The following is a 19,952-nucleotide window of genomic DNA, read 5'->3' as shown; positions in this document are numbered from 1 at the left end:
CAGACCGGGAAAGTGTAACCCGGTCCGCCCATCGGACCTGCGGGATCAGCCATTCTGTGCGCCGTGCGGGGTGTGCGGCATGATCGTCTCCTTGCGTTGCGCCACTCTGCTGGCAGCGCTAACATTTGTTCGTTTCTATAGCGCCAACTTCTTTTTCTATCTTTTGCCGCTTGCGGCTGATAGCGCTAACAAGATGCCTTCAGTTTAATCATGCCGTTTTGCGAAGTCAACAAGATCGTGCGACCTGTGGTAACGGACGGAGTCGTGTCCGATGGGTTGAAGAGGGTTGCGCAAGCATGCTCAACCCGTTCGGCAGGCGCGAAGCGGCGCTTCGCGCCCCCCCTGCCTTCACCCCAAGTGGCCCTGAAACGGACACGAGCCCGGCCGTACTGGCTATTCCGCGTATGCCCAGAGATCGGTCAGCGTCGCACCGCTCGCGGTAACGAGGCGGAAGCGCGCCGGCGCGTAGTCGGCGTCGACGACGAGGTAGCCTTCGCCGGCCGCTGGCAGGTCGCCGCAGCCGGTGGCGTTCAGCGTCAGCTTCAGCGTACCCGGCAGCGGCGAGGCCGATGCCTTGCCGGACAGCTTGCAGGTGCTGCCGCCGGCGGCGATGTCACCCGCACCGCTGAACGTGAACGCGGCGGTGGCGCCGGAGGCCAGCCGCACCGCGTAGCTGCCCGCCAGCCCGGCGCTGTCGACAGCGGCGGAGGGAAGCGGATTGGTGCCGAGGAAGCGCACGGCGGTGTCCTGCTTGACGGCCGGCGTGGCCTGCCACGCATCCTTGCCGGCGCGGCGGTACAGCACCTGCGCCTGTTCCTTCGTGTCGTTCAGGATGGCCAGTGCGGTGCCGTCGGCGGCCACGTAGTACTTGCCGGCCGCCGGGCTGGCTTCGTCGCCGCTGCTGACGGCATACACCCCCGCTGCCAGCTCGGGCAGCGTGACGGTCGGCTGGACGGGTGCCGGATCGTCGCTGCTGCCGCAGCCGGCCAGCAGCGTGCCCACCAGCGTGGCGATGAGAAGACGGTTCATCGCGCGCCTCACTGGGCGAACAGGTCGCGCAGGCGCAGGCGCAGCCATTGCTGGCCGGCGGCGCGCTGGTCGAAGCCGACCTGCATCGCGGTCACCGCGACCTTCGTCTTGTAGACCACGCCTTCGTCCTCGGCCTGCTCCGCGGTGGCGCCGGTGCTGCCCATCGTGTAGGTCGGGCCCCACGGTTCCTTGCTGCTGAACTTCATGCCGTACACGTCGTAGCTGCCGTGGCGCGAGAATGCCCAGCCCACGTTGGCGTTCGGCGCATCGGGGAAGTTCACGTTCAGCGCCACGCCGGTCGGCAGCAGCGCGCCGCTGCCCGCCTTGGCCTGCAAGGCTTTGAGCAGCTTCGTCGTCAGCTGCGCGACGATCTTCGAATTCGGGTTGGCGAGGTTCGTGTTGTCGACGGTGTCCGTGCCGGCCGACAGCGCGATCGACGGGATGTTGCGGCTGGCCGCGAACTGCGCGTTGCTGACGGTGCCCGAGCCGTTGACGATGCGGCCCACGTTCTGGCCTTCGTTCGGGCCGGACAGCACCACGTCCGGCGCCTTGCCCCAGCGCGCCGGCGCAAGCACGTCGAGGCCGTACATCGTGGCCATCACCGGCGTGCCGTGCACGTAGTTGAAATCGCCGCCCGTATAGCCGGCCTTCGTGAACGGCCCGACGGCCGGTGCTCCCAACGCCGCGGCGCCGTTGTGGCAGCCCTTCTCGGCGTCGATCTGCGTCTTGTCGTTGTCGGACACGATGACGGTGGTGCTGTACATCACCATTGCGGCACCGCGGCCGCTCTGGCCGGAGCACGGCACCGACACGACGACCGAATGGCCTTGCGCCTTCAGTTCGTCGTACAGGGCTTTCAGGTTGCTGGTCAGGCCATCGTCATTGGTCAGCAGGATGTTCAGGGCAAAGGCCGGGCTGGCGCACAGCGTCAGCACGGCGGCGGCAAGGGCGTGTCGGGTCATGAGGGTCGGCTGAATTGTTAAACAAAAGTCAGCAAAGCGTACCCATGTTCGATGACGTGCCGATGACAGGCGGCGCAATAAAAACATCCCCCGGCTGTGACACCGGGGGATGTTTTCCTGTCGATCGGACTTCAGCCGTTCACGCCGAGATTGCAAGGCCCGGTCGACGGAATGCCGTACCAGATCTGTTTCCCGTAAAAGCTCGTGTGAAACGCATCCATCGCGCCGCGCTGGCGCTGCTGGCCGGTGATTGTCGGCGAATACACCTGCGTGGTGCCCCAGGTGCCGCCGCTGACCGCATCGCCCGGGTGGAACGGAATGATGTTTCCTTGCGTGGAAAGCGTCTGGTGCAGCGCCTCGTAGCCGAGACGCTGGTCGTTGATCGCATTCGGGAAATTCGGCGACGGCAGGTTGGCGGCCTGGACATACCCGTAATAAATCGCTTCCGTCATGCAGTAGTAAGCGGGCACGCCGGCGATCGCGTCCTTCACCATCTTGCCGACCGCCGTGTGATCGATATGATCGGTCGCGCTCGGGTCCATCCTGGGCACCGGCTGGTAGGACGCATTGCGCCATGCCGGCTCCTGGTAATTGATGACCAGATTGGGCTCGCTGGGGAAATTGCGCTTGATGATCTGGCGGACGATCTCGCGCAAGCTGTGGATGTTGTAGACGTTTTTACCCGTCACGTCGTAGGCATAGTAATCCCCCGTCGCGCCCGAAGTGTTGTTCAGGTTTTCGATCGTCGTGTACTGGTTGCCTTCGAACTGGTCGGGCAGATTGATGTGATATTCGATCACATTGCCCAGCGTGGCCTTCTCGACATACGTCGGTACGCCACCGAAGTACGGGCCGAACGCTTCCGTGGTGATCTGCCACGGCCGGGGGTACGAAGCGGGAATCCACGTGGCCAGCGCGTTCAGCCTGGCATTGAGCCTCGCCCGATAATACGGCGTCGTGCCGGTATTGAACGATGTCGCGATGTCCGCCGTGTAACCGGGCGCCATCGGCGCGGCACCATTGGCGGCATCGCCGGCAGTGACGACAATGATGACGGTCTTGTAGTTCCCCTTGATATCGGTGAGGAGATTCGCTCCCATCATCAGGATATCGTCGTCCGGGTGTGCGACGACAAACACCGCGGCAGACGCGGGATTTGCCGCGGCAAACATCCCGGCCAGAGTAACGCTTGTCGCCAACGCCAACATCTTTTTCATCGGGTGACCTTTGCAGGTTATGGGAGAGGAATTCATTCTAATAGCGACGATCCGCCTGAATTCTCTCCAATCTTCACCCGCGGCGACGTAAAAAAAATCCCCCTGCTCGCGCAGGGGGATTTCTTCATACCGGCACGCTGAAGTCCTCCTGCCCGGCGCAGGAAGATTGCAACATGCAATCGACGCACTCTTTATACCACGGCGCCGTCGGTTTCGTCTTTTTCCTTGACGGGCTTGATCAGGTCTTCGCGCTTCACGCCCAGCCACATCGCGACCGCGGCGGCCACGAACACGGACGAGTAGATACCGAAGCAGATGCCGATCGTCAGCGCCATCGCGAAGTAGTGCAGCGTGGGGCCGCCCAGGAACAGCATCGACAGCACCATCATCTGCGTGCAGCCGTGCGTGATGATCGTGCGCGAGATCGTGCTGGTGATCGCGTTGTCGATCACCTCATGCACGCTCATCTTGCGCTGCTTGCGGAAGTTCTCGCGGATCCGGTCGAAGATGACGACCGATTCGTTGACGGAGTAACCCAGCACGGCCAGCACGCCGGCAAGCACCGTCAGCGAGAACTCCCACTGGAAGAACGCGAAGAAGCCCAGGATGATCACCACGTCGTGCAGGTTGGCGATGATGGCGGCCAGCGCGAACTTCCATTCGAAGCGGATCGCCAGGTAGATCATCACGCCGACGACGACCATGATCAGCGCGTTCAGGCCGTTCTGCGCCAGTTCCTCGCCGACCTGCGGGCCGACGAATTCCACGCGCTGCAGCGACACGAGTTCCTTGCCGGCGTTGTCCACGCAAGCCGTGCGCGCATGGCGCTCGCCTTGCGGCGTCACGTCTTCGAAGTGCTTCGACGCGCCGCCTTCGGAACGGCACAGCGCTTCGAACGCCTGCGCCGACGTGGCGTCGGACGTCTTGCCCGGCGTGATCGGCAGGCGGATCATCACGTCGGCCGCGGTGCCAAAGCCGGAGACTTCCGGATGCTCGAAGCCGGCCGCGGACAGCGACTGGCGCATCTTTTCCAGGTTGGCCGCGTGCGGATACTGCACTTCCAGCACGGTGCCGCCCTTGAACTCGATCGACAGGTGCAGGCCCTTGTGGAACAGGAAGAACACTGCCGCGACGAACGTCAGCGCCGAGATCACGTTGAAGACCAACGCGTGGCGCATGAACGGGATGTCTTTATGAATGCGGAAAAATTCCATGAAATCCTCTTAAGTTGCAGCCGCGGGGCTTACTTCGCCTGGCCCGGCACCCATACGGTACCGATCGACAGCGTTTGCAGTTTCTTCTTGCGCCCGTACCACAGGTTCACGACGCCACGCGACACGAAGACCGCGGAGAACATCGACGTCAGGATGCCCAGGCAGTGGACGACGGCGAAGCCGCGGATCGCGCCCGAGCCGAACACCAGCAAGGCCAGGCCGACGATCAGCGTCGTCACGTTCGAGTCGAGAATCGTGGCCCACGCGCGGTCGAAGCCGGCCGCGATGGCCGCCTGCGGCGATGCGCCGGAGCGCAACTCCTCGCGGACACGCTCGTTGATCAGCACGTTGGCGTCGATCGCCATGCCCAGCGCCAGCGCGATAGCGGCCATGCCGGGCAACGTCAGCGTGATCTGCATCTTCGACAGGATCGCCACCAGCAGCAGCAGGTTGACGCCCAGCGCCACGACGGAGAAGAAGCCGAACATCATGTAGTAGACGATCATGAAGATCGCGATGGCGATGAAGCCGTACAGCGTGGAGTGGAAGCCCTTCGAGATGTTCTCGGCACCCAGCTGCGGGCCGACCAGGCGTTCCTCGATGATCGTCATCGGTGCGTACAGCGCACCGGACTTGAGCAGCAGCGCCAGTTCGGTGGAGTTCTCGATGGAGCCCATGCCGGTGATGCGGAAGCGGCTGCCCAGCTCACTCTGGATCGTCGCCACCGACAGCACTTCCGGCTTGCCCTTCTCGAACAGCACGATCGCCATGCCCTTGCCGACGTTGTCGCGGGTCGCTTCGCGCATCTTGCGGCCGCCGTCGCCATTCAGGTCGATCGACACGGCCGGCTGCTGGTTTTCGTCGAAGCTCGCGGTGGCCGACGAGATGTAGTCGCCGGAGATCACGACATCCTTGTACAGCACCACCGGCACGTTCTTGCCGACGGTGAAGAGCTCGGAGTTGTATGGAATCGCCGCGCTCAACTCGGTACCGCGCGTGACCGACTGGTCGACCAGGCGCACTTCCAGCGTGGCGGTACGGCCGATGATCGACTTGGCGCGGGCTACGTCCTGCACGCCCGGCAGCTGCACGATGATGCGGTCCGGACCCTGTTGCTGGATCACGGGTTCCGTCGTACCCAGCTCGTTGACGCGCTTGGCCAGCGTGGCGATGTTCTGCTTGACGCCGTTATCCAGCGTTTCCTTCAGCGCGGCCGGCTTCATCGACGCGGTCAGCGTCAGGTCGGCGCCATTGCTGCCGTCGGCCAGCTGCAGTTCGTTGAACTCGCCCAGCACCTTGCGGGCGGCCTGACGCGTCGCGTCGTCGCGGAACTTGACGACGATGCTGTCGCCCACGCGTTCGATGCCGGCGTGGCGCACGTTCTTGTCGCGCAGCTGGCTGCGGATCGCGGCCTGGAAGCCGGCCATGCGCTTGGCAAGTGCCGCCTTCGTATCGACCTGCATCAGGAAGTGCACGCCGCCGCGCAAGTCCAGGCCCAGGTACATCGGCGCGGCGCGCAGCTTCTGCAGCCACACCGGCGTATTCGGCATGAGGTTGTTGGTGACGACGAAGGTCGGATCGTTCGGATCCGTGTTCAGGCCGCGCTCGAGCGCGAGCTTGGCCTTGAACTGGGTGTCGGTATCGGCAAACCGGGCACGCACCGAATGGCTCGTTGCCGTATCCAGGACGACGTCGGTGGCGGGGAGGTTCTGCTGCTTGAGCAGCTCCTCGACGCGGGCAGCGGTGCCGCTGTCGACCTTGATGGTGGATTTGTCGCTCGTGATCTGCAGCGCGGGCGATTCGCCGAAGTAGTTCGGCGCCGTGTACAGTGCCCCCAGCAGCACGACGACGGCGATGACGATGTATTTCCAGACGGGATAGCGGTTCATGTTCTTCAGCGTGGTTGGACCGATACGAGAAGCGGGCGGTCATGCCGCCCGCTCGCTTGCCGCAAGTCTTACAGACTCTTCAGCGTGCCCTTCGGCAGCAGCGTCGTCACCGACGGCTTCTGCACGACGATTTCGGTGCCGCTGGCCACTTCCAGGGTCACGTACACGTCGGTGACCTTCACGACACGGCCGAGCACGCCGCCAACGGTCACGACTTCATCGCCCTTCGTCAGCGCGTCCATCATGGCCTTCTGTTCCTTCGCACGCTTCTGCTGGGGACGGATCATCAGGAAGTACATGACCACGAACATCAGGATCAGCGGGATGAACGTCGAAAGGTTGCCCATCAGGCCAGGATCGGCGGCGCCGGCGGTTTGAGCGTATGCGTTGGAAATGAACACGGGTGACTCCAATGTGATTAAAAAATTTTAGCGCTGTATTCTAGCACCGGGTAAAGCTGTCAAGATCGGGACTTGTTACACAATTACAAGGTCATGAACCCGAACGGCAGAGGCCGGGGTCAGACCCGACGGGTCTGACCCCAGGGTTTGCTCTGTGGTTGGCGGTTTGCGCCTATGGCCCGCAGCCTATCGATCAAACCCCGCGCGCCCGGTCGGTGTGGAATTGTTTTACCCACTCGGGGAAGCGGTCCTCGTCCAGCGCATCGCGCATCTGCTGCATGATGTCCAGGTAGTAGTGCAGGTTGTGAATCGTGTTCAGCCGGGCGCCGAGGATTTCCTGGGCGCGGTGCAGGTGGTGCAGGTACGCGCGGCTGAAATTGCGGCAGGCGTAGCACGAGCACGTGGCGTCGTACGGCTCCTGATCGTCCTTGTAGCGGGCGTTCTTGATCTTGATGTCGCCGAAGCGCGTGAAGATCCAGCCATTGCGCGCATTCCGGGTCGGCATCACGCAGTCGAACATGTCGACACCGTTCGACACGCCGGCCACCAGGTCTTCCGGCGTACCCACGCCCATCAGGTAATGCGGCTTGTTGGCCGGCAGGCGCGGGCCCACGTGCTCGAGCACGCGCATCATGTCTTCCTTCGGCTCGCCCACCGACAGGCCGCCGATCGCCAGGCCCGGGAAGTCGATCTCTTCGAGTCCGGCCAGCGATTCGTCGCGCAGCGACTCATACATGCCCCCCTGGACGATGCCGAACAGCGCGTTCGGGTTCTCGCCGCGCTTGAATTCATCCATCGAGCGCTGGGCCCAGCGCAACGACATGCGCATCGATTTCGCCGCTTCCTCCACTGTGGCGGGACGGCCGTCGATCTCGTACGGCGTGCATTCGTCGAACTGCATGACGATATCGGAGTTCAGCACGCGCTGGATCTGCATCGAGATCTCCGGCGACAGGAACAGCTTGTCGCCATTGATCGGCGAGTTGAAGTGCACGCCCTCTTCCGTGATCTTGCGCATCTCGCCCAGCGAGAACACCTGGAAGCCGCCGGAATCCGTCAGGATCGGCTTGTCCCAGCCCATGAACTTGTGCAGGCCGCCGAACTTGCCCATCACGGCATTCCCCGGGCGCAGCCACAGGTGGAACGTGTTCCCCAGGATGATCTGCGCGCCGATTTCCTTCAGCTCGACCGGCGACATCGCCTTCACGGAGCCATACGTCCCCACCGGCATGAAGATCGGCGTCTGCACCACGCCATGGTTCAGGGTCAGCGTGCCGCGGCGCGCCTTCGTCAGACCGGTGGTGTCGGTCTTGATCAGTTTAAATTCCAGCATTGTTTATCTCGATTAGGCCCGGTTACGGGTGGTCAGCAGCATGGCGTCGCCATAGCTGAAGAAGCGGTATTCGTTATCGATCGCGTGCTGGTAGGCGGCGCGGATCTCGTCGTAGCCGGCAAATGCCGAGACCAGCATCAGCAGCGTGGACTTCGGCAGGTGAAAGTTGGTGATCAGCCGCGTCACCGTCTTGAAGCGGTAACCCGGCGTGATGAACAGCGCCGTGTCGGCGCTGCCGGCCACCAGCTCGCCCGACTGCGACGCCGATTCCAGCGCGCGCAGGCTCGTGGTGCCGACGGCGACGACGTCGCGGCCCGCGGCACGTGCCGCCCGCACCGCATCGACGGTCTCCTGCGGCATCGTGTACCACTCTGTATGCATCTTGTGCTCGGCCAGGTTCTCGGTGCGCACGGGCTGGAACGTGCCGGCGCCCACGTGCAACGTCACGTACGCGAAGCGCACGCCCTTGTCGCGCAGCTTCTCCAGCAGCGCATCGTCGAAGTGCAGGCCGGCCGTGGGCGCGGCCACGGCGCCCGGCACCTTGCCGAACACGGTCTGGTAGCGGTTCTCGTCCACTTCGCCCGGCGCATGCTCGATGTAGGGCGGCAGCGGCAGGCGGCCGTGGCGCTCGATCAGCTCGAACACGTCGGCATCGAAATGCAGCGTGAAGAATTCGCCGGCGCGCTCGCCGACGGTGACGTCGAACGCGTCGGCCAGCCGTATCTTCACGCCCGGGCCGGGCGACTTGGACGCCTTCATCTGCGCCAGCACGGTACGGGTGTCGAGCACGCGCTCGACCAGCACCTCGACCTTGCCGCCGCTGTCCTTGACGCCGTAGAAGCGCGCCTTCAGCACGCGCGTGTCGTTCATCACCAGGAGGTCGCCCGGCTGCAGCAGGTCGACGATGTCGGTGAACTTGCGGTCCGCCAGGCGGGTCTCATCCACGTGCAGCAGGCGCGAGGCACTGCGGTCCGGCAGAGGGAATTGAGCAATACGCTCGGGCGGCAAGTTAAAATCGAAGTCGGAGAGCGAGTACATAGACGGATGCGGTAAACGCGAACAAACGCCGCGGGTAAGACAATTGGGCAAACTGCTCGGCAAGCTGCTGGGCAACCCTCTATTTTACGCTACTGCCCAAGAATCCTAGTGAAAATGGCTGAAACGAAGCAAAGCAAGGCCCCGGTAAAAAAAGCAGCGGCGACGACGGAAAGCAAACTGGCGAAACTCGGCCTGCGCACCGACATGGACCTGGTGCTGCACCTGCCGATGCGCTACGAAGACGAAACCGAAGTGATCGCGATCCGCGAGGCCTGCCTGCGCGGCGGCCAGACGTCGCAGGTCGAAGGCGTCGTCACGAAAAACGAAATCGCGTACAAGCCGCGCCGGCAGCTGATCGTGTACATCGCGGACGAAACGGGCGAACTGATGCTGCGTTTCATGAACTTCTACGGCAGCCAGGTCAAGCAGCTTTCCGAAGGCACGCGGGTGCGCGCGCGCGGAGAGCTGAAGCACGGCTTCTTCGGCGCCGAGATGGTCCACCCGGCCTACAAGGTCGTCAACGAAGGCGCCCCGCTGCCCACGTCGCTGACGCCCGTCTACCATTCCGGCGAAGGCCTGTCGCAGCACGTGCTGCGCCGCGCGATCGCCGACGCGATGAAGCGGGTGGACTGGACCGATACGCTGCCGCCAGCACTCGTGCAGCAGATGCAGCTGCATCCGTTCGAGCCGGCCGTGAAGCTGCTGCACTACCCACCGCAGCAGATCGACGAGCACGCGCTGGCGGAGCGCTCGCACCCCGCGTGGGTACGGATGAAGTTCGACGAGCTGCTGGCGCAGCAGCTGTCGCTGAAGCGGGCCCAGGCCGCGCGCCGTCAAAAGGGCGCGGCGCCGCTGCGGGCGGTGGGCGCACTGTCCGCCGCGTTCCAGGCCGCGCTGCCGTTCCAGCTGACGAAGGCCCAGCAGCGCGTGCTCGACGAGATCCGCGCCGACCTGCGCGAGGCGCACCCGATGCAGCGCCTACTGCAGGGTGACGTGGGCAGCGGCAAGACCGTCGTCGCCGCGCTGGCGGCCGCGCAGGCGATCGACAGCGGCTACCAGGCCGCGCTGATGGCGCCCACCGAGATCCTCGCGGAGCAGCACTTCAAGAAGATCGCCGCGTGGATGGAACCGCTGGGCGTGCAGGTCGCGTGGCTGACGGGCAGCCTGAAAAAGAAGGACAAGGCGGCCGCCGCCGCGCTGGCCGAATCGGGCGAGGCAAAGCTGGTGATCGGCACGCATGCGCTGATCCAGGACACGGTGCAGTTTTCGAAGCTGGGCCTCGTCATCGTCGACGAGCAGCACCGCTTCGGCGTCGGGCAGCGCCTCACCTTGCGCAACAAGGGCGCGGACGGGCTCGTGCCGCACCAGCTGATGATGTCGGCCACACCGATCCCGCGCACCTTGGCGATGACGTATTACGCCGACCTGGAAGTGTCCGTCATCGACGAGCTGCCGCCGGGCCGCACGCCGATCGTCACGCGCGTGATCGACCAGAACCGGCGCGACGAAGTGATCGAGCGCGTGCACGCCGCGGCGCTCGATGGCCGCCAGGTGTACTGGGTCTGCCCGCTGATCGAGGAATCGGAAGCGCTGCAGCTGCAGACGGCGACGGAAACCTACGAAACACTGGCCGCCGCGCTGCCCGACCTCGTCGTGGGCCTCGTGCACGGCCGCCTGAAGCCGGCCGAGAAGCAGGAGGTGATGGACGCGTTCGCGGCCGGCCACGTGCACGTGCTGGTGGCGACGACCGTCATCGAAGTGGGCGTGGACGTGCCCAATGCATCACTGATGGTGATCGAGCATGCCGAGCGCTTCGGCCTGTCGCAGCTGCACCAGTTGCGCGGCCGCGTGGGCCGCGGCTCGGCGGCCAGCGTGTGCCTGCTGATGTATCAAAGCCCGCTGGGCCCCGTCGCGAAGCAGCGCCTGATGACGATGCGCGAAACGACGGACGGCTTCGAGATCGCCCGGCGCGACCTGGAAATCCGCGGCCCCGGCGAATTCCTGGGTGCGCGCCAGTCGGGCCAGGCGATGCTGCGCTTCGCGGACCTGGAGACGGACGGCTGGCTCGTCGACCAGGCTCGCGACGTGGCGCATGCGCTGCTGCACGATCCGGCCGGGCGGCCGGTGGTGGAGGCGCATCTGGAGCGGTGGCTTGGGGGGCGGGAGGAGTTCCTGAAGGTGTGAGGCCACTGCCGCGGCTTCAACTCGACCTGCAAATCTTCCGGCCGACGTGCGAGCAATAGCGAGCCCTTAACGGTGCTCAAGCCCCCTGCTGTTCGCGCTCCGCAGGCCATGCGGCCAGTGCCTGCTCGGCAACAGCGAGCAGCTTGGCCCGATCGAAACCGGCCTTCGCCTGCACGGACATCCCGTGCGTGACGGCCATCAGGAACGCTGCCAGCGCTTCCGGGTTCGCCGTGGGCGGCAAGTCGCCCTCTTCCCTGGCCCGTTCGAAACGCTGGCGCAGCAGCGCTTCGCCGTCGGCGCGAAACTCGATCAGCGCCTGGCGCACCGGCTCCCCCTCATCCGATACCGCCAGCGCCCCGGTCACGCCGAGGCACCCTTGATGGTCCGGGAAGCGGGTGTTGAGGTCGACGGTATGCCTCAAGATGTGAGCGGCCACTTCGCGCGCGGTCGGCAGCGCCAGCGCTTCCGGGATGAAGTCCAGGTAGCGTTCGCTGTAGCGCTTCAACGCCTGGCGGAACAGCGCTTCCTTGTTGCCGAAGGCGGCATACAGCGCGGGGCGCTCGACACCGGCCGCCTCCGTCAGATCCGTGTAGGAAGTCCCTTCGTAACCCTTGCGCCAGAAGACGCAGAGCGCGGCGTCGAGCACGTGATCGACGTCGAATTGGCGATGGCGTCCCATCCGTTCGACCTTTCAGTAATGATCGTTACAAAAAATGCTTGACAGCGCAAGGTCAAATTATATACTGACCGTTATCGTAACGATCGTTACGCTAAACAGGAAAGGAACCGATATGTCGAACGTATTGAAGGGCAAAGTAGCGCTCGTGACAGGAGGGTCGCGCGGACTGGGCGCCGCGACGGCCGAGACGCTGGCGGACCAGGGGGCGGACGTGGCGATCAGCTATGTGGCGTCGGAGGAGAAGGCCGCGGCGGTAGTGGCAAAGCTGAAGGCGAAGGGCGTGCGGGCGCTGGCGATTCGCAGCGACCAGGCGGACATGGCGGCTGCCAGGCCGTTGATCGACAAGGTGATGCAGCACTTCGGCCGGCTCGACATCCTCGTCAACAACGCCGCCATCGCCGTGCAGGGCAAGCCGGTGGACGACCCGGCACTCGATACCGTCAACCTCGATCGCCAGTGGCAGATCAATGTGCTGGGCGCGGTGGCGACGACGCGTGCGGCGGCGCCGGTACTGTCCGACGGCGGCCGGATCATCTTCATCGGCTCGCTGCTCGGCACCCGCGTGCCCTTCCCCGGTGTGGCGGACTATGCGGGCACCAAGGCAGCGCTGATCGGCTATGCGAAGGGCGTCGCGCGCGACCTGGGCCCGCGCAACATCACGGTCAACGTCGTCCAGCCCGGCATCATGCCGACCGATATGAAGACCCAGGCACTGGGCGAGACCGTGCCGGAAGCGCTGCTGGACGCCCACCCGATCCGCCGCATCGCGACGCTGGAAGAAGTGGCGGCGTTGACCGTGTTCCTCGCGGGTCCGCAAGGCGGCTACATCACCGGCGAGGTGATCACCGCGGCCGGCGGTCTCGGCACCTGAGCCGATCGCTGCCGTCCACCTTGGGGCAAAGGCAGGGCGCCGCTCCGCGCCTGCCGAACGGGTTGCGCATACTTGCGCACCCCTCTACAACCCCATTTCTGGACATGCGCTCGGCCGTTATCAGGATGCGTTGCAAAGCCGAGGCCGTGTCCGATTTCAGGGTTGACCCCACGGTGGACACGGGCTCGGCTGTTGGGGGCTCAGAAGCACATGGCGATGCGGGTCGCCATGTCGAACATGAACGCGGGCTGGAAGTACGCGGCGAACACCAGCGCCAGCAGCAGCGCGATGGCGAGCCACCAGCGCGCTTTCATCGTCATGCCGCCTTCAGCTGGGTGCGCGCGAGGGCGCGCTCGTTGATCGGCAGGTTCGCGAGGCCGGCGAACACGCCGAGGGCGATCGAGATGCCCCACACCATGTCGTAGCTGCCGCGCGTGTCGAACACGTAGCCGCCCAGCCACACGCCGAGGAAGCTGCCGATCTGGTGCGAGAAGAACACCATGCCGGCCAGCATCGACATGTGCGACAGCCCGAAGATGCCGGCGATGATGCCGTTCGTCAGCGGCACCGTCGACAGCCACAGCACGCCCATCGCCGCGGCGAACAGGTACACGGACAGCGGCGACAGCGGCAGCGCGACGAACAGCGCGATCACGGCGGCGCGGGCGAAATAGATGAACGACAGCAGGTAGCGCTTCGGCAGCCGGCCGCCCAGCTGGCCCGCCAGGTAGGAGCCGAAGATGTTGAACAGGCCAATCAGTGCCAGCGCCATCACGGCCACCTTCGGGTCGGCGATACCCTTGTCCTTCAGGTAGGCGGGCATGTGCACGCCGATGAACACGAGCTGGAAGCCGCACACGAAATACCCGGCCACCAGCAGCAGGAACGAACGGTTGCCGGCCGCTTCGGCGAAGGCTTCGCGGATGCTTTGCTGGTGCCCGGCCGCCTTCTGCGTCGCGGGTTCGCGCAGGCGCAGCGCCATCGGCACCATCAGGAACACGACGGCCGATGCGAGCAGGTACAGCGCGTTCTGCCAGCCGACCTGCGTGATCAGCGTCTGTTCGACCGGCATCAGCAGGAACTGGCCGAACGAGCTGGCGGCGCCCGAAATGCCGAATGCCCACGAGCGCTTCTCCGGCGGCGCGGCGCGGCCGATGATGCCGCTGACGGCGCCGAACGCCGTGCACGCCAGGCCCAAGCCGATCAGCACGCCCGAGCCGGCAATGAACAGCGCCGGTTGCGTGACGGTCGCCATCCAGACGAGGCCGCCCATGTAGGCGACGGCGCCGAACAGCACGACGCGCATCGTGCCCCAGCGATCGGCCACCATGCCGGCAAACGGCCCGAACGCGCCCCACAGCAGGTTTTGCAGTGCCATCGCCAGCGAATACGTTTCCCGGTTCCAGCCGTTGGCCTGCGCGATCGGCTGCATCCAGAAGCCGAAGCCGTGGCGCACGCCCATCGCCAGGGTCAGCACGACGCCCGTCGCAAGCAACACGGTTTTCAGATCGAGCGGGCGGGCGGTGGCGGTCATGGGCGGCCTCGGAGCAAAAGAGGCAGTGTACCGCAGCACGCCAGCCGCCGCCGGAGGTGCCCCCCCCGGTTCGACGGCAGCCGTCTGCTGCACTGCAAAATTTTTCTATCGAACTGAGCAAAAAATCGTTGTATTGAATCGCTGACAACATTACAATTGGCCCGCAATTAACGTGCAAATCACGCACAATTCAACCGATTAAGTGAAAGATGCGGAAAATTAAACAAACTTTTCTAGTTGCATCAGTACTGTGGTGCGCTACCGCGACCGCAGCATACGCGGTTCCTGTGTTCGATGTGGCGCCCCCGGCAGCCACTGCCCCGGCGTTCGAAGCCGATGCCGGCGATCTCGCCATCTTGCCCGTGCCTACGACGGCGGAAGACGGAGATCGCGAATCCCGGAAACCACGGGCGCCCGCCGAGGAAAGCCCGGCGGCCCTGATTCCCGAACCATCCAGCTGGGCGATGCTGATGGTGGGGGCCGGCGTGCTGTTGCTGCCGCGCCGGCGCCGTACCGATAACGTCGTGCGCTGATCAGCGGTCGGCGTCGTACGCGACGCCGATCTGCCGCCGCATCTCGTCGAGCACGCCCATCAGCGCCAGCGTCTCGTCCAGCGGCATCACGGGGCTCTCCAGCAGCCCCTCGCGCAGGCAGCGGTTCACTTCGATGATCTCGTGCGCATAGCCGTTGCCGATCCGTGGGAAGCGCTGCGTACGGCGGTTGCCGTCGTCCAGTTCCACCGTCAGCTCTTCCGTGTTGTGGAAGCGGCTGTGCAAGCGCACGAAGCCCTTGCTGCCGCAGATCGTGAACTCGACCGGCGTGCGGGCCGCCAGGCTGGCCGTGCAGGCCGCCAGCGCGCCGCTCTCGTGCTGCAGCGCGAACGTGCACTGCACGTCAACACCGGTCGGACCCAGCTGGCCGACAGCCTGCACCGACTTCACCGGGCCCAGGAAGTAGGCGGCGATCGACAGCGGATAGATGCCCAGGTCGAGCAACGAGCCGCCGCCCAGCGCCGGATTGAACAGCCGGTGCTCCGGCCCCGCGTCCGAATAAAAGCCCAGGTCGCCCTGCACCGTGGCCACGGTGCCGATCTCGCCGCTGTCGACAATGCGCTTCGCTTCCAGCACGGCGGGTTGGAAGCGCGTCCACATCGCCTCCATCGCAAACAGCTTCTTCGCGCGCGCCAGCGCCACGATGTCCTCGGCTTCGCGGCGGTTCACCGTGAAGGCCTTCTCGACCAGCACGTGCTTGCCTGCGTTCAGGCACATCAGCGCGTTTTCGCGGTGCATCGGGTGCGGCGTGGCGATGTAGATCGCATCGACGTCCGGATCGTCTGCCAGCGCCTGGTAGCTGCCGTGGCTTTTCGTCAGCTCGTGCGAGCCATATTCGCCGGCAAACGCGGTAGCGCTATCAACACTGCGCGACGCAACGGCCGCGAGCACGGCGTCCGGCGTGTCCTTCAATGCGGTGGCAAATGCCTTGGCGATCTTGCCGGTGCCGAGGATGCCCCAGCGGATGGTACGCGTCATGATTTCTCCATGGTGGTCGCGTTCCGCGGCGGGCGGAACACGGTGGTGTCGTCATAAAAAACATCGTCCTGCCCTTCCCACCAGCCGGGAATGCCCAGCACGGGAAGCGGCGTGAAACCGGTCTTGCTCAATCCCTCTTCGCGCAGCTGCCGCGCCACGTGCGCATCGATCCACGCCTGCTGTTCGGCGCGCGGCCACGTGAAGTACGCCGCCGGCGCGCGCACGATGCGGGTGTGCGCCGTGATGGCCTTGTAGGGCGCCATCAGCTTTTCCATCAGCGCGTGCCCGAACAGCCATACCTGGGCGGTGCGCCCGAACATCGGCGCGCGCTCGACGAACGCGTCGCGCCACTGGTGGCCGCGCAGCGCATCGGCCAGCGCGGTGCCGGCATCGTCGTCGGCCACGATCAGCAGCGCGGCATTCTCGTCGAAGATCGTGGCGGCGTCGCGGGCCGGGCCGCGCACGGGCTTGACGCCGTCGCGCGCGATCTGCGCAGCCTGCAGCGCGTTCAGCTCCCGCTTGATCAGCGGGAAGGTCAGCCATACGAGGCCATTGAAGTAGTCGTGCAGGTTGTCGCGCGTGGGCACGCAGCCGGTGGCGCCGATGTGCTCCTCGTACGCCGCGCCTTCCGGCAGCGCGGCCTGCGGCACGAAGCGCACCGGCAGGCCGGCATGGTTGACGAGGCCCAGCACCGCGGCGCGGGCGCTGAACGAGCCGATCACGTCGTGCGCATCCGTCGCCCCCGCGGCTTCGCGCACCGTGTCGTACCACGGGCGGGACCAGTCGACCAGTGGCAGCACGCCGTTACGCCATGCGCCAGTTGATCGTTTCGCCGGCGTTCAGCGGCACCAGTTCCTGCTCGCCGAACGGCAGCGCCTGCGGCAGCGTCCACTGCTCGCGCTGCAGAGTGATCGTGCCTTCGTTCGGCGGCAGGCCGTAGAACGCCGGGCCGTTCAGGCTGGCGAACGCTTCCAGCTTGTCGAGCGCGCCGGCGCGTTCGAACGCCTCGGTGTACAGCTCCATCGCGTGCAGCGCCGTGTAGCAGCCGGCGCAGCCGCAGGCAGCTTCCTTCGCGCCCACCGAATGCGGCGCCGAGTCGGTGCCGAGGAAGAAGCGCTCGTCGCCGCTGGTGGCAGCCGTCACCAGCGCCAGCCGGTGCTCCTCGCGCTTGAGCACGGGCAGGCAGTAATAGTGCGGGCGAATGCCGCCCTTGAAGATCTCGTTGCGGTTGTACAGCAGGTGGTGGGCCGTGATCGTGGCGCCGATCGGGCCTTCCGCCTCGGCCACGTACTGCGCCGCGTCCTTCGTGGTGATGTGCTCGAACACGATCTTCAGCGCCGGGAAGTTCTTGCGCAGCGGGCGCATGATGCGCTCGATGAACACGGCTTCGCGGTCGAACAGGTCGATGTCGGCATCGGTGACTTCGCCGTGTACGAGGAACGGCAGGCCCGTCTCCTGCATCGCTTCCAGCACCGGGTAGCAGTTGACCAGGTCCGTCACACCCGCGTCGGAGTTCGTCGTGGCGCCGGCCGGATACAGCTTCACGGCGTGGACGAAGTCCGATTCCGCCGCGCGGCGGATTTCATCGGGCGACGTGTTGTTGGTGAGGTACAGCGTCATCAACGGCTCGAACGCCAGATCGGACGGCAGCGCGGCCAGGATGCGGTCGCGGTAGGCGGCGGCCTGGGCGACGGTGGTAACGGGCGGTTTCAGGTTCGGCATCACGATGGCGCGGGCGAACTGGCGCGCGCTGTGCGGCAGCACGCTGGCCATCGTGGCGCCGTCGCGCAGGTGCAGGTGCCAGTCGTCGGGACGGATGATGGCGAGGGAGGATGGGGCGTCGAAGGTGGTGGACATGACTGCTCTCGAAAAACGGATGCGCCATTTTACCCGCAGCGGCGCCCCGTTCAGTGGATGATGCGCGCCAGGAAGTCGCGTGCCCGGTCCGAGCGGGGCGTGCCGAAGAACTCGTCCTTGCTGCAATCCTCGAGGATCCGGCCGCCATCCATGAACAGCACGCGGTTCGCGACGCGGCGCGCAAACCCCATTTCATGGGTGACGACCATCATCGTCATGCCGTCCTGCGCGAGGCCTGTCATCACGTCGAGCACCTCGCCCACCATTTCCGGGTCGAGCGCGGAGGTGGGCTCGTCGAACAGCAGCGCCACCGGGTCCATCGCCAGCGCGCGGGCGATCGCCACGCGCTGCTGCTGGCCGCCGGACAGCTGGTGCGGGTACTTGTCCTGCTGGCCGGAGAGGCCCACGCGGTCCAGGTAGTGCAGGCCCCGCGCGGTGGCTTCGTCGCGCGTGCGCCCCAGCACCTTGCACTGCCCGAGCGTCAGGTTGTCGCTCACCGACAGGTGCGGGAACAGTTCGAAGTTCTGGAACACCATGCCGATCCGCGCGCGCAGCTTCGGCAGATCGGTCTCCGGCGCGCCGACCGGGGTGCCGTCGACAACGATGGTCCCTTGCTGGAACGGCTCGAGGCCGTTGACGGTCTTGATCAACGTGGACTTGCCCGACCCGGACGGCCCGCAGATCACCATCACGTCGCCGCGCCCGACTTGTGTGGTGCAATCGGCGAGCACCGGGAACTGCCCATACCACTTGCTGACGTTTTGTATCTCGATCATCGCCATTTCGTCCACAGGCGCCGCCGCGCGTCGCTTGACACTGCTACAAGCCGCTAGGATACTGCGGAACTTATTAAATATTTGCCAGATATTTCAACATATTAGCGCAACATTTCAGGCAAACCCCGGCCGCGCGACGCGATCCGTCAACCCGGCCCACAGATGGAGAGACACAGCTCATGGAGAAAAAAAATCGCCTGACCACCTGGATCCTGGTGGCACTGGCCCTGGGGATCGCGGTCGGCTATATCCTGAACACCAACATGGCCGCGCCGGCGTCGTACTCGGACACGATGTCGCTGCTCACGACGATGTTCCTCCGCCTGATCAAGATGATCATCGCGCCGCTCGTGTTCTCCACGCTGGTGGTCGGCATCGCGCGCATGGGCGACGCCGGTGAAGTGGGCCGCGTCGGCATCAAGTCGCTGGCGTGGTTCTTCCTCGCCTCCGTGATGTCGCTGGCGCTCGGCCTCGTGCTCGTGAACCTGTTCCGCCCCGGCGATGCGCTGAAGGGCGCCCTGTCGATGAGCGGTCACGTGACGAGCCTCGCCACCAGCAGCCTGACGCTGAAGGACTTCATCACCCACCTGATTCCATCGTCGATCGTCGACGGCATGGCGAAGAACGAGATCCTGCAGATCGTCGTGTTCTCGCTGTTCTTCGGCCTGGGTGCCGCGGCCGTCGGCAAGAAGGCCGAGCCGATGATCGACGCGATCGACGGCGTCGCCCACGTGATGCTGAAGGTCACCGGCTACGTGATGCAGTTCGCACCGGTCGCCGTGTTCGCCGCCGTGTCGGGCATCATCGCGAAGGAAGGCCTGATCGTGCTGCAAACCTATGGCGTGTTCATGGCGGAGTTCTACTTCGGCATCGTGCTGCTGTGGGCCCTGCTGATCGCCGTCGGCTCGCTGTTCCTCGGCAAGCGCATCTTCGCGCTGCTGACGGAAGTGCGCGGTCCGACGATCCTCGCGTTCTCCACCGCGTCGTCCGAAGCGGCGTTCCCGAAAACGCTGGAAGGCCTGGAACGTTTCGGCGTGCGCAACCGCATCGCCGCATTCGTGCTGCCGATCGGCTATTCGTTCAACCTGGACGGCTCGATGATGTACTGCACGTTCGCCGCCGTGTTCATTGCGCAGGCTTACGGCATCGAGCTGTCGCTGGGTACGCAGATGACGATGATGGCCGTGCTGATGCTCACGTCGAAAGGCATGGCCGGCGTGCCGCGCGCTTCGCTGGTGGTGATCGCCGCGACGCTGAGCCAGTTCAATATTCCGGAAGCGGGCCTCGTGCTGCTGCTGTCGATCGACCACTTCCTCGACATGGCCCGCTCGGCCACGAACGTGATCGGCAACAGCATCGCCACGGCCGTCGTCGCGAAATGGGAAGGCGAGCTGACGCAGCCGACCGAGAAGGACCTGGCGACCGCCCCGCTGCCCTGA

Annotated in this window: 18 protein-coding genes; 4 read left to right on the top strand and 14 right to left on the bottom strand. The window is 65.2% G+C overall.

The genetic code is table 11. The features are described 5' to 3' along the window. Positions 1-393: 393 nt before the first annotated feature. The 8 genes from IP92_RS27720 to queA all read right to left on the bottom strand — a co-directional run bounded on the left by IP92_RS27720 (position 394) and on the right by queA (position 9,083). Positions 394-1,029, bottom strand: a complete 636-nt coding sequence (locus IP92_RS27720; protein ID WP_145881506.1) for a hypothetical protein — start codon at positions 1,027-1,029, stop codon at positions 394-396. Positions 1,030-1,037: 8 nt separating this feature from the next. Next, positions 1,038-1,991: a 5'/3'-nucleotidase SurE gene (surE, locus tag IP92_RS27715; protein ID WP_145881504.1), complete on the bottom strand. Its 954-nt coding sequence runs from the start codon at positions 1,989-1,991 to the stop codon at positions 1,038-1,040. A 131-nt stretch (positions 1,992-2,122) separates the two neighbouring features. Then, complete coding sequence (locus IP92_RS27710; protein ID WP_260071922.1) at positions 2,123-3,163, bottom strand: PIG-L family deacetylase; 1,041 nt, start codon at positions 3,161-3,163, stop codon at positions 2,123-2,125. Positions 3,164-3,399: 236 nt separating this feature from the next. Continuing rightward, entirely contained in the window at positions 3,400-4,422 is a 1,023-nt protein-coding gene (gene secF / locus IP92_RS27705) for a protein translocase subunit SecF (protein ID WP_145881499.1), read from the bottom strand. Between the two features lie 29 nt (positions 4,423-4,451). Further along, positions 4,452-6,311 carry a protein translocase subunit SecD gene (gene secD / locus IP92_RS27700; RefSeq protein ID WP_145881496.1) on the bottom strand — a complete coding sequence of 620 codons (1,860 nt, stop codon included), beginning with the start codon at positions 6,309-6,311 and terminating at the stop codon, positions 4,452-4,454. A 68-nt stretch (positions 6,312-6,379) separates the two neighbouring features. Then, the gene (yajC, locus tag IP92_RS27695) at positions 6,380-6,712 is read right to left on the bottom strand and encodes a preprotein translocase subunit YajC (protein WP_145881494.1); all 333 of its coding nucleotides are present in this window, start codon (positions 6,710-6,712) and stop codon (positions 6,380-6,382) included. Between the two features lie 193 nt (positions 6,713-6,905). Next, a complete protein-coding gene (gene tgt, locus IP92_RS27690) occupies positions 6,906-8,045 on the bottom strand; it encodes a tRNA guanosine(34) transglycosylase Tgt (protein WP_145881492.1) in 1,140 nt (379 codons plus the stop codon). A 12-nt stretch (positions 8,046-8,057) separates the two neighbouring features. Next, a complete protein-coding gene (queA, locus tag IP92_RS27685; RefSeq protein ID WP_145881490.1) occupies positions 8,058-9,083 on the bottom strand; it encodes a tRNA preQ1(34) S-adenosylmethionine ribosyltransferase-isomerase QueA in 1,026 nt (341 codons plus the stop codon). A gap of 114 nt (positions 9,084-9,197) precedes the next feature. Here queA and recG point away from each other — a divergent pair, with 114 nt between their 5' ends. Then, the gene (gene recG, locus IP92_RS27680) at positions 9,198-11,267 is read left to right on the top strand and encodes an ATP-dependent DNA helicase RecG (RefSeq protein ID WP_145881488.1); all 2,070 of its coding nucleotides are present in this window, start codon (positions 9,198-9,200) and stop codon (positions 11,265-11,267) included. 76 nt (positions 11,268-11,343) lie between these two features. Here recG and IP92_RS27675 read toward each other — a convergent pair whose 3' ends face one another. Continuing rightward, positions 11,344-11,946 (bottom strand): TetR/AcrR family transcriptional regulator, encoded by a 603-nt coding sequence (locus IP92_RS27675; RefSeq protein WP_145881486.1) that lies wholly within the window; start codon positions 11,944-11,946, stop codon positions 11,344-11,346. Between the two features lie 112 nt (positions 11,947-12,058). Here IP92_RS27675 and IP92_RS27670 point away from each other — a divergent pair, with 112 nt between their 5' ends. Beyond that, positions 12,059-12,817, top strand: a complete 759-nt coding sequence (locus tag IP92_RS27670; RefSeq protein ID WP_145881484.1) for an SDR family NAD(P)-dependent oxidoreductase — start codon at positions 12,059-12,061, stop codon at positions 12,815-12,817. A 316-nt stretch (positions 12,818-13,133) separates the two neighbouring features. Here the strand turns inward: IP92_RS27670 and IP92_RS27665 are convergent, their stop codons facing one another. Continuing rightward, positions 13,134-14,351 (bottom strand): MFS transporter, encoded by a 1,218-nt coding sequence (locus tag IP92_RS27665; RefSeq protein WP_145881481.1) that lies wholly within the window; start codon positions 14,349-14,351, stop codon positions 13,134-13,136. Positions 14,352-14,560: 209 nt separating this feature from the next. On the opposite strand from IP92_RS27665, the gene IP92_RS27660 reads away from it, so the two are divergent. After that, a complete protein-coding gene (locus IP92_RS27660; RefSeq protein ID WP_145881479.1) occupies positions 14,561-14,884 on the top strand; it encodes a PEP-CTERM sorting domain-containing protein in 324 nt (107 codons plus the stop codon). Here IP92_RS27660 and IP92_RS27655 read toward each other — a convergent pair whose 3' ends face one another. From IP92_RS27655 to IP92_RS27640, 4 genes are read right to left on the bottom strand one after another with little or no spacing between them, the layout of a single operon-like run. Continuing rightward, the gene (locus tag IP92_RS27655) at positions 14,885-15,880 is read right to left on the bottom strand and encodes a Gfo/Idh/MocA family protein (RefSeq protein WP_145881477.1); all 996 of its coding nucleotides are present in this window, start codon (positions 15,878-15,880) and stop codon (positions 14,885-14,887) included. Then, complete coding sequence (locus tag IP92_RS27650) at positions 15,877-16,680, bottom strand: DUF3025 domain-containing protein (RefSeq protein WP_145881475.1); 804 nt, start codon at positions 16,678-16,680, stop codon at positions 15,877-15,879. Before IP92_RS27650 ends, IP92_RS27655 begins: the two co-directional genes overlap by 4 nt. Positions 16,681-16,684: 4 nt before the next feature. Further along, complete coding sequence (gene pyrC, locus IP92_RS27645; RefSeq protein ID WP_145881473.1) at positions 16,685-17,737, bottom strand: dihydroorotase; 1,053 nt, start codon at positions 17,735-17,737, stop codon at positions 16,685-16,687. Positions 17,738-17,787: 50 nt separating this feature from the next. Beyond that, complete coding sequence (locus IP92_RS27640) at positions 17,788-18,513, bottom strand: amino acid ABC transporter ATP-binding protein (RefSeq protein ID WP_145881470.1); 726 nt, start codon at positions 18,511-18,513, stop codon at positions 17,788-17,790. Positions 18,514-18,692: 179 nt separating this feature from the next. Between IP92_RS27640 and IP92_RS27635 the strand changes: the two genes are divergently transcribed. Beyond that, positions 18,693-19,952: a dicarboxylate/amino acid:cation symporter gene (locus tag IP92_RS27635; protein WP_145881467.1), complete on the top strand. Its 1,260-nt coding sequence runs from the start codon at positions 18,693-18,695 to the stop codon at positions 19,950-19,952.

The sequence above is a fragment of the Pseudoduganella flava genome (genome assembly GCF_007830495.1).
GTDB lineage: Bacteria > Pseudomonadota > Gammaproteobacteria > Burkholderiales > Burkholderiaceae_D > Rugamonas > Rugamonas flava.
Note: the sequence above shows the minus strand (reverse complement) of the source record. Positions and strands in the feature narration are given on the sequence as shown.

Coding starts and splice junctions, on each gene's coding strand:
- IP92_RS27720 (WP_145881506.1), bottom strand. CDS start 1,029: ATGAACCGTCTTCTCATCGCCACGCTGGTGGGCACGCTGCTGGCCGGC.
- surE (WP_145881504.1), bottom strand. CDS start 1,991: ATGACCCGACACGCCCTTGCCGCCGCCGTGCTGACGCTGTGCGCCAGC.
- IP92_RS27710 (WP_260071922.1), bottom strand. CDS start 3,163: ATGTTTGCCGCGGCAAATCCCGCGTCTGCCGCGGTGTTTGTCGTCGCA.
- secF (WP_145881499.1), bottom strand. CDS start 4,422: ATGGAATTTTTCCGCATTCATAAAGACATCCCGTTCATGCGCCACGCG.
- secD (WP_145881496.1), bottom strand. CDS start 6,311: ATGAACCGCTATCCCGTCTGGAAATACATCGTCATCGCCGTCGTCGTG.
- tgt (WP_145881492.1), bottom strand. CDS start 8,045: ATGCTGGAATTTAAACTGATCAAGACCGACACCACCGGTCTGACGAAG.
- queA (WP_145881490.1), bottom strand. CDS start 9,083: ATGTACTCGCTCTCCGACTTCGATTTTAACTTGCCGCCCGAGCGTATT.
- recG (WP_145881488.1), top strand. CDS start 9,198: ATGGCTGAAACGAAGCAAAGCAAGGCCCCGGTAAAAAAAGCAGCGGCG.
- IP92_RS27675 (WP_145881486.1), bottom strand. CDS start 11,946: ATGGGACGCCATCGCCAATTCGACGTCGATCACGTGCTCGACGCCGCG.
- IP92_RS27670 (WP_145881484.1), top strand. CDS start 12,059: ATGTCGAACGTATTGAAGGGCAAAGTAGCGCTCGTGACAGGAGGGTCG.
- IP92_RS27665 (WP_145881481.1), bottom strand. CDS start 14,351: ATGACCGCCACCGCCCGCCCGCTCGATCTGAAAACCGTGTTGCTTGCG.
- IP92_RS27660 (WP_145881479.1), top strand. CDS start 14,561: ATGCGGAAAATTAAACAAACTTTTCTAGTTGCATCAGTACTGTGGTGC.
- IP92_RS27655 (WP_145881477.1), bottom strand. CDS start 15,880: ATGACGCGTACCATCCGCTGGGGCATCCTCGGCACCGGCAAGATCGCC.
- pyrC (WP_145881473.1), bottom strand. CDS start 17,737: ATGTCCACCACCTTCGACGCCCCATCCTCCCTCGCCATCATCCGTCCC.
- IP92_RS27640 (WP_145881470.1), bottom strand. CDS start 18,513: ATGATCGAGATACAAAACGTCAGCAAGTGGTATGGGCAGTTCCCGGTG.
- IP92_RS27635 (WP_145881467.1), top strand. CDS start 18,693: ATGGAGAAAAAAAATCGCCTGACCACCTGGATCCTGGTGGCACTGGCC.